Source organism: uncultured Sphingomonas sp. (assembly GCF_913774285.1).
Taxonomy (GTDB): Bacteria; Pseudomonadota; Alphaproteobacteria; order Sphingomonadales; family Sphingomonadaceae; genus Sphingomonas.
In genome coordinates this window covers 24328-37424 of the sequence record NZ_CAJYHX010000001.1, presented here as the reverse complement: position 1 = coordinate 37424, position 13097 = coordinate 24328, and the positions used below count along the sequence as shown (strand labels likewise).

Annotated in this window: 10 protein-coding genes; 3 read left to right on the top strand and 7 right to left on the bottom strand. The window is 67.2% G+C overall.

All coding sequences use genetic code 11. From position 1 onward, the window contains the following. Nucleotides 1-153 precede the first annotated feature (153 nt). The 4 genes from QZ670_RS00140 to QZ670_RS00125 form a co-directional block, all read right to left on the bottom strand. The gene (locus tag QZ670_RS00140; RefSeq protein ID WP_294250097.1) at nt 154-1752 is read right to left on the bottom strand and encodes a helicase HerA-like domain-containing protein; all 1599 of its coding nucleotides are present in this window, start codon (nt 1750-1752) and stop codon (nt 154-156) included. Between the two features lie 68 nt (nt 1753-1820). Further along, nucleotides 1821-3338 (bottom strand): Do family serine endopeptidase, encoded by a 1518-nt coding sequence (locus QZ670_RS00135; RefSeq protein WP_294250095.1) that lies wholly within the window; start codon nt 3336-3338, stop codon nt 1821-1823. Nucleotides 3339-3434: 96 nt separating this feature from the next. Further along, entirely contained in the window at nt 3435-4283 is an 849-nt protein-coding gene (locus QZ670_RS00130; RefSeq protein WP_294250093.1) for a protease modulator HflC, read from the bottom strand. After that, complete coding sequence (locus QZ670_RS00125; protein ID WP_294250091.1) at nt 4283-5362, bottom strand: protease modulator HflK; 1080 nt, start codon at nt 5360-5362, stop codon at nt 4283-4285. Before QZ670_RS00125 ends, QZ670_RS00130 begins: the two co-directional genes overlap by 1 nt. Nucleotides 5363-5433: 71 nt before the next feature. Between QZ670_RS00125 and QZ670_RS00120 the strand changes: the two genes are divergently transcribed. After that, a complete protein-coding gene (locus QZ670_RS00120; protein ID WP_294250088.1) occupies nt 5434-6390 on the top strand; it encodes a P-loop NTPase in 957 nt (318 codons plus the stop codon). Between the two features lie 3 nt (nt 6391-6393). Beyond that, a complete protein-coding gene (locus QZ670_RS00115; RefSeq protein ID WP_294250085.1) occupies nt 6394-6828 on the top strand; it encodes a CoA-binding protein in 435 nt (144 codons plus the stop codon). Here QZ670_RS00115 and QZ670_RS00110 read toward each other — a convergent pair whose 3' ends face one another. From QZ670_RS00110 to QZ670_RS00100, 3 genes are all read right to left on the bottom strand, one after another. Continuing rightward, nucleotides 6829-7953 carry an aminotransferase class V-fold PLP-dependent enzyme gene (locus QZ670_RS00110; RefSeq protein ID WP_294250083.1) on the bottom strand — a complete coding sequence of 375 codons (1125 nt, stop codon included), beginning with the start codon at nt 7951-7953 and terminating at the stop codon, nt 6829-6831. Further along, a complete protein-coding gene (locus QZ670_RS00105; protein ID WP_294250080.1) occupies nt 7950-8714 on the bottom strand; it encodes a tryptophan 2,3-dioxygenase in 765 nt (254 codons plus the stop codon). Before QZ670_RS00105 ends, QZ670_RS00110 begins: the two co-directional genes overlap by 4 nt. Nucleotides 8715-8856: 142 nt before the next feature. Beyond that, entirely contained in the window at nt 8857-9867 is a 1011-nt protein-coding gene (locus QZ670_RS00100; RefSeq protein ID WP_294250077.1) for a hypothetical protein, read from the bottom strand. Nucleotides 9868-10266: 399 nt separating this feature from the next. Between QZ670_RS00100 and acnA the strand changes: the two genes are divergently transcribed. Beyond that, entirely contained in the window at nt 10267-12942 is a 2676-nt protein-coding gene (acnA, locus tag QZ670_RS00095) for an aconitate hydratase AcnA (RefSeq protein ID WP_294250074.1), read from the top strand. Nucleotides 12943-13097 lie beyond the last annotated feature (155 nt).

Genomic DNA, 13097 nt, shown 5'->3' with positions numbered 1-13097 from the left:
GCTAGAGGCTCCGAATGGGGGTGGGGGCGGGGCGTGCGAAACCGCGCCACTGCAGCACGCAGTGGTCCATCCGGATCAGCATGGGCATCCTCGCCATCGCATTGCCGGCACCGTGGCACCGGCAATCGCGAAAGGACAGGCTTTTCCGGGCGATCAGCCCCGGAACAGCCCGCCCAGAACGCCGCGCACGACCTGCCCCAGCACGCCGCCGCCGCCCTTGCTGCCGAATACCGCCTTGCTCACCTCGTTCGCCACCGCGCGCCCCGCCGCCGACGAGGCCGAGCGGGTGGCGGAGCGGATCGCGCGGTTGAGTGGGTTGTTCGCGGCCTCGCGCTCGGCGGCGATACGGGCGCGTCCCTCCTCCTTGGCGCGGCGGGCGTCTTCCTTGGCCTGTGCGGCGGCGGCCTTCTCGGCGGCATCGCGTGCCTGGGCCTCGGCGGCGGCGGCGCTCGCCTCCGCGCGCTTGGCGGCGAGCAGTTCCTCGGCGGATTCGCGGTCGATCGCCGTGTCGTATTTGGTGCCGATCGCGTCGGTCTCGATCAGCACCTTGCGCTCGTCCGGCGCGAGCGGCCCGACGCGCGAGGCCGGCGGGCGGATCAGCGTGCGCGATACCGGCGCGGGCGATCCGTCTGCCTGGAGCAGCGAGACCAGCGCCTCGCCCACCGCCAGCTCGGTGATCGCGGTCGCAACATCGAGCCCCGGACTCGCCCGGAAGGTCTCGGCGGCGGCGCGGATCGCCTTCTGGTCGCGTGGGGTGAAGGCGCGCAGCGCATGCTGAACGCGATTGCCGAGCTGCGCGGCCACGTCCTCGGGGATGTCGATCGGGTTCTGCGTGACGAAATAGACGCCCACGCCCTTCGAGCGGATCAGCCGTACCACCTGCTCGATCTTCTCGAGCAGCGCCTTGGGGGCATCGTCGAACAGCAGGTGCGCCTCGTCGAAGAAGAAGACGAGCACCGGCTTCTCCGGGTCTCCGATCTCCGGAAGCGTCTCGAACAGCTCGGACAGCAGCCAGAGCAGGAAGCTGGCATAGAGGCGCGGGCTTGCCATCAGCTTGTCGGCGGCGAGGATGTTGATCACGCCGCGACCGCTGTCGTCCTGCGCGAGAAAATCCTGGATGCTTAGCGCGGGCTCGCCGAAGAAGTGCGTGCCGCCTTGGGCCCGCAGCTGGAGCAGCTGGCGCTGGATCGCGCCGACGCTCTGCTTCGAGACATTGCCGTAGGTGGTGCTCAGTTCCTCGGCACGCTCGGCGCAGTGCGCCAGCATCGCCTGCAGGTCGTCGAGGTCGAGCAGCAGCAGCCCCTCGGCATCGGCGACGTGGAAGGCGATGGTCAGCACGCCTTCCTGCACCTCGTTGAGATCCATCAGCCGGGCGAGCAGCAGCGGGCCCATTTCGGAGACGGTGGCGCGGATCGGGTGGCCCTGTTCGCCGAACAGGTCCCACAGCTGCACCGGCATCGCCTGGTATTTCCAGTCGCCATCGCCGATCGTCTGCGCCCGCGCGGCGAAGGCGGCATGCGGTTTGGCGAGCGGCGATCCGGCCATGCCGAGCCCGCCCAGATCGCCCTTCACGTCGGCCACGAACACCGGCACCCCGGCGGCGGCGAACCCCTCGGCCAGCCCCTGCAGCGTCACCGTTTTGCCGGTGCCGGTAGCCCCCGCGATCAGCCCGTGGCGATTGGCCCGGCGCAGGTTCAACTCGATCCGCGTGTCTCCGGCTGCACCAACGAAAAGACCCGTTTCTTCCGCCATTTCCTGCTCCTCTATGGAGGGGCAGGCATAGGGAAGAAACGGGCCTTGGTCAGCCGCTTTGCGGCGGATCAGTTCCCGGCGAGACCCACCGGGATGTAATTGCCGACATTGCGGCGCTGGACGTAGAGCACGACCTGCTTGCGACCGGCGGCCTTGGCGGCGGCGGCGGCCTTGGTCAGGTCCGCGATCGAGCGTACCGGCTGCTGGTTGATCGAGACGATCACGTCGCCGCGCTGCAGACCCTTGCCGGCTGCGTCGCTGCTGGGGTTCACGCCCAGAATGACGACGCCGCCGATCGAGGGGTCAACACCGATCGAACGCGCGATCTGCGGCGTCAGCGGCGTGACGCCGATGCCGAGCAGTGCAGTGGGCGCGGCCGCGGCGCTGCTGCCGTCGTCGCCGTCATCGCCCTGCGCGCCGTCCTGGTCGTTCGGATCGAACTGGGCGAGCTGCTCTTCCGGCGGGCGCGTGCCGACGGTGACGGTGACGGTCTGGCGCTTGCCGTCGCGGATCAGCTCCACCGGGATGCGCGTGCCGGGGCTTACATTGCTGACGATGTAGGACAGCGTCTGCTCCGGGGTCACGTCCTTGCCGTTGACCTTGACGATCACGTCGCCCTGCTTGATCCCCGCCTTCTCGGCCGGCTGGCCGGGCTCGACGCGTGCCACCAGCGTGCCGCGGTCAGAGGGCAGGCCGAAGCCGGCCGCCAGATCCTTGGTCAGGTCCTGCATCGCGATGCCGAGATAGCCGCGCGTGATCGTCTGGCCCTTCATCAGCTTGTCGATGATTGGCTTGGCTTCCTCGGCGGGAATCGCGAAGCCGATGCCGACATTGCCGCCGGTGGGCGACAGGATCTGCGAGTTGATGCCGATCACGTTGCCGTTCAGGTCGAACATCGGGCCGCCCGAATTGCCGCGGTTGATCGAGGCATCGGTCTGGATGAAGCGGTCATAGGCACCGGTGCCGGTGACGCGGTGCGTTGCCGAGATGATGCCGGCGGTGACGGTGCCGCCCAGGCCGAATGGGTTGCCGATCGCGAGGATCCAGTCGCCGACGCGGGCACGTGCCGAATCGCCGAACTTGACGAAGGGCAGCGCGGTACCGTCGATCTTGAGCACGGCGAGGTCCGACTGCGCATCATGGCCGATCAGCTTGGCCTTGAAGTCGCGGCCGTCGGCCAGCGTGACGGTGATCGATTCGACCACCGCGCCCTGCGCGCCGGCCGAGATCACATGGTTGTTGGTGACGACATAGCCGTCGGCCGAGATCACGAAGCCCGAACCCAGCGACTGCGCCTCGCGCGTCACCGCCTGGCCCTGGCCTTGGCCGAACATCTCGAACGGCGTGCCGGCGAACGGATTGGCGTTCACCTTCACGCGCTGCGTGGTCGAGATGTTGACGACGGCGGGCTGGAGGCGGGCAACCAGGTCGGCGAAGCTCATCGGCGCACCGGCCTTGGGGGCCATCGCCTGGATGGTGCCCGGCTCGTTCTGCGCGGTCTGCGCGCCGGCCGGCTGGTTGAGCGACAGTGCGGTGGCAGCGCCACCCAGCAGGATCGCAGTAGTCAAGGCGTAGGCGTAACGCACGGGGTCATTTCCTCTCGAAAGGAACGGTATTCGTCTCGAACCGCGCTTCTACCCAGCGCGGCTGAACCAAGTTTGAATATGAACGAGCGGACAGACTCATCGTTGCCCGGTGAACTCCCGCAGATATTCATTGTTCGGCGACAGGATGATCTGGCTCTCGCCCTTGGCATCCGGGCTCAGGAAGGTGGTCCGGTACGACTGCATCGCGCGATAGAAGTCGTAGAATTTCGGATCCTTGTTGAACGCTGCCGCATAGATCTGCGCCGCCTGCGCCTGGGCGTTGGCGCGGATGATCTGCGCGTCCTTCAACCCCTGCGCCTTGATCGTCTCCGCCTCCTGGCGGCGCGCGGTGGCCATGCGCGTCAGCGCGCTGGTCAGCGGAGAGCCCGAGGGGAGCTCGGTCTGCTTGATCCGCACGTCGACGATCTGCACGCCATACTGGCTGGCGAGCCGCTGGAGCGAATCCTGGACATTGTCCATCACCTGGCCGCGCTCGGGGCTGAGCAGCGTGCTCGATCGGCGCTTGCCCAGTTCGTTGCGCAGCGACGAGCGCAGCAGCGGCTGGAGCTGTTCGCGCAACCGATCCTCGGTGCCGACGGTCACCACCATCCGCAGCGGATCGGTAACGCGATAGCGGGCATAGGCGTCGATCTCGAGCCGCAGCTGGTCGGTCGACAGCACGGGTTCGTCGGGCAGGTCGACGTCGAGCACGCGCTTGTCGACCCACACCAGGCGGTCGACGAACGGGATGCGGAACACCGGGCCGGCATTGGTGCGGCCGAAGCCTTCCCCGGCCTTGTAGGCGTTGACCGTGCGATACGGCTTTTCCAGCCGCAGCACGACGACCTGCTTGGTCTCCGGCACGATCGCCACGGTGCTCATCAGCACGATCAGCACCACGATCACGCCGACGACCAGCGCGATCGGATTGCGGGCCCAGGCCATCACTTGGCGCCTCCCGAGGTCTGCGCATCGGCAGGCGCCGTGCCCCGCCGCAGCGCCGGCAGCGGCAGGTAGCTGTTCACGCCCGGAGCCTCGACGATCGTCTTGTTGGTGTTGGCCAGCACGGCCTCCATGGTTTCGTAATAGAGCCGGCGCTTGGTCACTTCGGGCGCCAGCTTGTACTGTTCGTAGATCTTGTCGAACTCGGCCGCCTCGCCCTGCGACGCGGCGATCACGCGCTGGGCATAGGCATTGGCGTTGTTGCGGTTCGATTCGGCTTCCTGCTGCGCGGCGGTGACGGCCTTGAAGTCGTCGTCGACCTGCGCGGGCGCGGCGGCCTTCTGGATCGCGACGCCCTGGATGCGGATGCCCGCGCCATATTCGTCGAGGATCTTCTGCATCGCGACCTGGGCCTCGGCCTCGATCTTCGAGCGGCCCTCGCCGATGGCCTCGTTGAGCGTGGTGTTGGCGATCACCGCGCGCATCGCGCTCTCCGCCGTGGCGCGCACCGTCTCGCGCGGATCGGCGATCTGGAACACATAGGCCGAGGCGCTGCGCACGTCCCAGCGGACCGAATAGGCGAGATCGACGATGTTCTGGTCGCCGGTCAGCATCAGATTCTCGCCGCTGTTGGGGAAATTCTCGGTGCGGATGTTACCGACATCGACCACGTCGACCAGCTGGAAGGGGGCGGGCAGGGTGAACTGGATGCCCGGATCGAGCGTCCCCGAATAGCGGCCGAGGAAGGTGACGACACCTTTCTCGCGCGGCCCGATCGGATGGATCGAGGTGTAGAGCACCCAAACCGCCAGCAGGCCGGCGAGGATCAGCAGCCAGAGCCGCGCGCCGGTGGGCACGCCGGGCAGGCCGCCGCCGCCGCCGCTCCGCGCCCGCCGCCACAGCTCGTCGAGCGCGCTGGGCGAACCGGCGCGGGCACGCCGGCCCTCGGGCGGGACGGACCACGGGTTGCGCGGGCCCCCGCCATTGCCGTCATCCTTGTCCGAGCCGCCGCCCCAGGGGCTTTTCGGCGGCTCGTTGTGGAAGGTGCCGGACAGCGCGTCACGGCCAGAACTATTCACCATGCCGACCTTTATAAGCAGGGCGACGCGGATTTACAGTGGCGTCGGACGATTGTGTACCTATGTGCCGCGGGATGACTGACCCGCAGGACCTTTCCGCCGCCCTCGCCCCCGTTTCCGCCGGCCGCGCCACCGTGCGCCTCGAAGGCGGCCGCGCCAATGTCGTGCTCGACGTGACCGGCCTCGCGCCCGAGACCCGCGACGCGCTCGAAGCCGAAGTGCGCGATGCCGCCGCCGCGCTGCCGGGGGTGGCGGAAGTGCGCGTGCTCCTCACCAGCGAGCGCCGCACCCGCCGCATCCTCGCCGTCGCCAGCGGCAAGGGCGGGGTGGGCAAGTCGACCGTCGCCGCCAATCTCGCGATCGCGCTCGCCCGGCGGGGGCTCAAGGTCGGGCTGGTCGATGCCGATATCTACGGCCCCTCGCAGCCCAAGTTGCTGGGCGTCGAGGGCGTGAAGCCGCAGGCGCGTGACAAAGTATTGCTGCCGATTCAGACGCCGTTCGGGCTCAAGATGCTGTCGATGGGCGGGCTCGTCGCCGAGGGGCAGGCGATCGCCTGGCGCGGGCCGATGGCGGGCGGGGCGCTCGGCCAGATGGTCGATGCCGATTGGGGCGATACCGAGCTGCTCGTGCTCGACCTGCCGCCCGGCACCGGCGACGTCCAGCTGACGATGATCCAGAAGCACAAGCCGGCGGGCGCGGTGATCGTCTCCACCCCGCAGGACCTCGCGCTGATCGACGCGACCCGCGCGGTCGACCTGTTCAACAAGGCCGGGGTGCCGATCGTGGGCCTCGTCGAGAACATGGCCGGCTATTGCTGCCCGCATTGCGGCGGCGTCTCCGATCCGTTCGGCAGCGGCGGCGCGGAGAAGGCGGCGGGGGCGCTCGGTATCCCGTTCCTCGCCCGCATCCCGCTGGCGATGGAAATCCGCGCCGCTTCGGATGCAGGCACGCCCCCCGCTGCCGGCGATACGGACTCTACCGGATCCTTTGTAACGCTCGCCGATTCGGTCTATGATTGGCTAAAGAGGTGATGCATGCCGCTTACGCGTGACGAAGACATCCGCGCTCTGCTCGAGGAAACGCGCACCATTGCGATGGTCGGCGCGTCCGATCGTCCCAATCGACCCAGCAATGGCGTGATGTTGCTGTTGCAGCGCCACGGCTATCGCGTGATCCCGGTCAACCCGCGCATTACGGGCGAGCACATCCATGGCGAATTCGTCTTCCGTGAGCTCGACCAGATCGGCGTGCCGATCGACATGGTCGACATCTTCCGCAAGTCGGCGGATGCCGGCGCGGTTGTCGACGCGGCGATCGCGGCGGGTGCCCGGTCGGTGTGGATGCAGCTCGACGTGATCGACCACGAAGCCGCCGCGCGCGCCGAGGCCGCCGGGCTCAAGGTGGTGATGGACCGCTGTCCGGCGATCGAGATCCGCCGCCTCGGCCTCGCGCCGCTCGCCGCCGCCTGATCAAAGCGCGGCGAGCGCCTCGCGCAGCCGCGCCACGTCGCGCGCATCCTGGTAGAGGCCCAGCCCGATCCGCAGCACGTCGCCGCGTACGTCGGTGACGATCTCGTCTTCGAGCAGCGCCTTCTGCCAGTCCGCCGCGTGCGGGCTGCGCAACGCGACGAAGCGGGCTTGGGGGGCATCTGGTGCGGCGGGGTTGATCCGCTCGGCGTCGAGGGGGAAGTCGGCCAGCAACTGTGCCCGCAGCGGCGCGACATGGGCGTTGATCGCCGCCGTCGTCAGCCCCTCGCGCGCCAGCATCTCGCGTACCGCGACGAAGCGGTAGAGCCCCGACGGATCGAAGGTCGCGCCGAGGAAGCGCCGCGCGTCGGGCGCATAGGCGATTCGGCCCGGCGGCAGCGCGAGGTCTTCGAACTCGGCATACCAGCCGGTGATCTCCGGCCGCGGCCCGAAGCCCGGGGGCGCGTGGAGGAAGCCGACGCCTTCGCCCGCCATCGCATATTTGTACCCGCCCGCGACGTAGAACACGCGGTCCGCCACCGCCGACAGGTCGGTCTCGACGGCCATGAAGCCGTGATAGCCGTCGATCAGCACCCACGGCCCCTCGGGCTGCGCCACCGCGGCGAGATCGGCGACGCCGTCGAAGATATGGCCGGTGCCGAACTGGACATGGCTCGCCACGATCAGATCGAAGTCGCCGTTGCGGGCGGTGGCGACGATCTCGCCCATCGGTACCCGCGTGACCACCGCCGTGCCCGCCTCCTCCCAGCGCAGCGATTGGCGGCGGAAGCTGTGGAACTCGCCGTCGGTGGCGAGGATGCGCAGTGGCCGGCGCGGCGCCATGGCGGAGACGATCCGCAGCAGCAGCTCGTGGGTGTTGGACGCGAACACCACCGTCGACGGATCGGGCAGGTGCAGCTCGGCGGCGACATGGGCTTGGGCGGCGGGCCAGATTTCGTCCATCACCCGGCCCCATTTGCGGTCGGCGAGCCGGGCGGCATCGTCCCACGCCGCCTGCTGGCCGAGCCACGAGGCGTCGGGCCAGAGGTGATGGCTGTGCGCGGCGAAGTGCAGCCGGTCGGGCGCCGCGGCCAGCGACCGCTGGAACAGGTGCTTGAAGCTGCTCACAGGTCGGTCCGGAGCGACCAGAGTTCGGGGAAGGCGCGCTTGGCGAGCGTCGATTCGAGATAGCTCACGCCCGGCGTGCCCCCGGTCCCCGGCTTGCCGCCGATCACCCGGCTGACGGTGAGGACATGCTTGTGCCGCCACGTCGCCATCGCATCGTCGATGTCGACCAGCTTCTCGGCGAGCTGGTAGAGGTCCCAGTAGCGATTGGTGTCGCGGTACACCTGGCCCCAGGCGGCGCGGACGGCGTCGTTCGGCTGATAGGGCGTCGGCCAGTCGCGGTGCAATACGATCTCGGGCAGGTCGAACCCGGCGGCGGCGAGCGCGGCATTGGCATCGTCCCAGAGGCTGGGCAGCGCGGCAGCCTCATTGGTCAGCGGCCCCGGCACCCCGCCGCCGCGCAGCCCCAGCATCGTTTCGACGGCGCGGAACTGGTCCGATTGGAAGCCCGAGCTGCCGCCGAGCACCGAGCGGAAGCGGGTATAGTCGCTGGGCGTCATCGTCGCGAGCACGTCCCAGCTCAGCGTCATCACCGCCTGGATGCGGCTCACCCGCGCCAGGCCCTTATAGGCCTCGATCAGCTTGCCGTCGCGCACCAGCCCCTTGGCGAGGTGCAGTTCGGCGAGGATCTGCTTGAGCCACAGCTCCTTGGTCTGGTGGATGATGATGAACAGCAGCTCGTCATGCCGGTCCGACAGCGGATGCTGGGCGGCGAGCAGCTGGTCGAGGGCGAGGTACCGCCCATAGGTCATGCCTTCGGTCATGGGCGCGACGCTAGCAGCGGGGCGGGAAACGGCAATGGGGGCGAGGCTGAACGTCGCCAAGGCGCGACCGCATAAAGAGCGCGCCGGCCACGCTCGCCGAACGGCCTGCATTGAACGGCTTAGCCCGGAGGCGTGTTGCCGTTTATCGGCGACTGCCGAACGATGCCACGATGTCGATCCCGGCCACATTACCCGCGGATGTGGTCACGGAAGTGCTCGTCATCAGGCTGCCCGACAGCTCTTCCGCTGCGGGGCCGGCGAGCAGTCCCAGGAACCCCGCCGGCGATCCATTGCCGGGAAAGGTCCCGGTAAAGCGCCCCAATGCGGCCGGCGTCCCATCCTGGACAATCGACTGCGTCCCCAGTGCAACATTGCTGTTGATGCCGTCATTGCCCACCAAGGTGACGCTCCCGCTGAAGGTGCGGGTTGCCCAGTTGATCGTCACCTGGATCGTGCCGGTGACAGCATATCGCGGCGCCAAATCGGTGACGGAAGGGTTGGCCTGCCCGATGACGCGACCCGTAAAGGTCGATGTACCGGTTCTAGGAACGCCGGTATCGGGTGTCGTCACCCCATAATAGGCAAAGGCGCGATAATCATGTCCGGTCAGTGAGCCGTCGGTATATGTAAAGTCTGCCAGGCCGAAGCTAGAATAAACAAGCGCTAATAGATCGTTCGCCGATCCAACATTGAATAGCGTCAACAGATTGCGCGGAGGTGTTCCGGGAGGAGCAAGCGGATCTCTGGGCGCATCATAATAGGTGGTTCGCGCATCCGATTGCGAAGCAACGACGTCGCGGGGCAGGAAGCCCGCTTCGAAGGCGAGCCCCATCAAGGGGTTTCCAACGTCGTAGAAATAGCCGCGGGTCGCGCTGTCATACCGGAAGAGCGCGCCGGACGTCGGCCCGGTCCGGTTCGTCGACCCGCTGACACGGCCGGGGCGATTCAACGGCGACTGAAGACCCGCACTGGTCGTCACAAAGATTTGGCTGGCGACCAGGTTGATTAGCGACCCGCCACTGCTTGGCGTTGGGGTCGGCGTGGGCGTTGGTGATGGCGTCGGACTCGGTACCGGCGTGGGGGTGGGTGCGATCACAACCGGCGAGGACGCGCCGTCGCCACCACCGCTGCAAGCGCCGACGAGAATACTCAAACCGACAATCGCACTCGCCTTGACTCGCATTCAACCTGTCCCCGAAGGAGTTTTCGTCGCTCTGAATATTCGTATTATTCGGTCAATATCATTACCCTATTTTTGCAGGCAAGGCGTTTTCTGCCCTCCAATACGCTTTTCTAGCTTGCGCGCACTTTGGAGGGGGCGCTGTTGGCATGCAGAGCGACCATGCACTGTTTAATCTATCGCCGAAGGCGGTTACCGCTACCACCACCTATTCCCCTGCCAACGTCCCCTTTCCCTCCCCGCAACACCGCGCTAAGGCCCCTCGCGAATCTTCGCATTCGCAGCACCCCGGCGGTGCGCCCGCGTGGCCTATAATGGGCTGCGTCCACCGAGCGCCCGGCGGACCTAATTAGGGAAAGGACCCCGCGCCTCATGACCGCCATCGGCAACGATACGCTCGGCACGCGTGACTCGCTCACCGTCTCCGGCAAGACCTACAGCTTCTACTCGCTTCCCAAGGCGGCGGCGAAGCTCGGCGACGTCAGCCGCCTGCCCTTCTCGATGAAGGTGCTGCTGGAGAACATGCTCCGCTTCGACGACGGCGTGACCGTCACGCCCGAGGACGCCCAGGCGATCGTCGACTGGCAGAAGAACCCCAAGGCCCCCAGCCGCGAGATCCAGTATCGCCCCGCGCGCGTGCTGATGCAGGACTTCACCGGCGTGCCCTGCGTGGTCGACCTCGCCGCGATGCGCGACGCGATCACCAAGCTCGGCGGCGATGCGGCCAAGATCAACCCGCAGGTGCCGGTGCACCTCGTGATCGACCACTCGGTGATGGTCGACGAGTTCGGCACGCCCCAGGCGTTCGAAGACAACGTCAAGCTCGAATATGAGCGCAATGCCGAGCGGTACGAGTTCCTCAAGTGGGGCTCCAAGGCGCTCAACAACTTCTCGGTGGTCCCGCCGGGCACCGGCATCTGCCACCAGGTGAACCTGGAATATATCGCCCAGTCGATCTGGTCGTCGCAGGCGCCCGATGGCGCGACGATCGCCTATCCGGACACGCTGGTCGGCACCGACAGCCACACCACGATGGTCAACGGCCTGGGCGTGCTCGGCTGGGGCGTGGGCGGCATCGAGGCGGAAGCCGCGATGCTCGGCCAGCCGGTGTCGATGCTGATCCCCGAAGTCGTCGGCTTCAAGCTCACCGGCAAGCTGCCGGAAGGCATTACCGCGACCGACCTGGTGCTCACCGTCACCCAGATGCTGCGCGCCAAGGGCGTGGTCGGCCGCTTCGTCGAGTTCTACGGCCCCGGCCTGCATGCGATGACGCTCGCCGACCGTGCGACCATCGCCAACATGGCGCCGGAATATGGCGCGACCTGCGGTTTCTTCCCGATCGACGACAAGACGCTTGATTACATGCGCCTCACCGGCCGCAGCGAAGAGAATGTCGCGCTGGTCGAAGCCTATGCCAAGGCGCAGGGCATGTGGCACGGCGAAGATGCGGTGGAGCCGATCTTCACCGACACGCTCGAGCTCGACATGTCGACCGTCCGTCCGTCGCTCGCCGGCCCGAAGCGTCCGCAGGACCGCGTCAGCCTCGACAGCGTCGACGAAGTGTTCAACGGCGACCTGACCAAGGTGTACAAGAAGGAGCAGCCCGCGCGCGTCGGCGTAGAGGGTCGCGACCATGACATCGGCGACGGCGACGTGGTGATCGCCGCGATCACCAGCTGCACCAATACCTCGAACCCGTCGGTGCTGATCGCCGCCGGCCTCGTCGCCCGCAAGGCGCGCGAAAAGGGCCTGACCCGCAAGCCCTGGGTGAAGACCTCGCTCGCCCCGGGCTCGCAGGTCGTGACCGACTATCTGAACAAGGCCGGCCTCACCGAGGATCTCGACGCGATCGGCTTCAACCTGGTCGGCTATGGCTGCACCACCTGCATCGGCAACTCGGGTCCGCTCGCCGAGCCGATCAGCCAGGCGATCAACGGCAACGACATCGTCGCCGCCTCGGTGCTGTCGGGCAACCGCAACTTCGAGGGCCGCGTCTCGCCGGACGTGCGTGCCAACTTCCTCGCCTCGCCGCCGCTGGTCGTCGCCTATGCGCTGAAGGGCACGGTGACCGAGGACATGTACGAGACGCCGATCGGCACCGGTTCGGACGGCAACCCGGTGTTCCTCAAGGACATCTGGCCCTCGAACGAGGAAATCCAGGGCCTGATCTCGGCCAACATCGACGACGAGATGTTCCGCTCGCGCTACGGCAACGTCTATCTGGGCGACAGCCACTGGCAGGGCATCTCGGTGACCGTGTCGGACACCTATGCCTGGCCGACCAGCTCGACCTACATCCACAACCCGCCGTACTTCGACGGCATGTCGATGACGCCGGCGCCGGTGCAGGACATCGTCGACGCCAAGCCGCTGGCGATCCTGGGCGATTCGATCACCACCGATCACATCTCGCCCGCCGGCAGCATCAAGGCGGATTCGCCCGCCGGCGTGTTCCTCCAGGAGCACCAGGTGGCGAAGAAGGACTTCAACAGCTACGGCGCGCGCCGCGGCAACGATGAAGTCATGGTCCGCGGCACCTTCGCCAACATCCGCATCAAGAACGAGATGGTGCCGGGCGTCGAAGGCGGCATGACCAAGTACGCCGGCGAAGTGATGCCGATCTACGACGCCGCGATGCGCCACAAGGCCGACGGCACCGCGCTGGTTATCGTTGCGGGCAAGGAATATGGCACCGGCTCGTCGCGCGACTGGGCGGCGAAGGGCACCAACCTGCTCGGCGTGCGCGCGGTGATCACCGAGAGCTTCGAGCGCATCCACCGCTCGAACCTGGTCGGCATGGGCGTGCTGCCGCTGCAGTTCGCCGAGGGCGTGACCCGCGAGACGCTGAAGCTGGACGGTTCGGAAACCTTCACCATCACCGGCGTCGCGGGTCTCCGCCCGCGCCAGGACGTGGAAGTGAAGCTTACCCGCGCCGACGGCTCGTCGGAAACCTTCCTCACCCGCTGCCGGATCGATACCGTCAACGAGCTGGAATATTTCCTCAACGGCGGCATCCTGCATTACGTGCTGCGCAAGCTCGCGGCCTGATCCGTCGCTACAAGCAAAAGGCCGGCGTCCTCCGCAGGGAGGGCGCCGGTTTTTTATGCCTGCTCGAAGTATTCACCAACGTGAAGATATGTGATGAACTTGTGACACAAGGTTTCACCAAAACAAAAAATCGTAACATTTCTTGCTTGACCCCA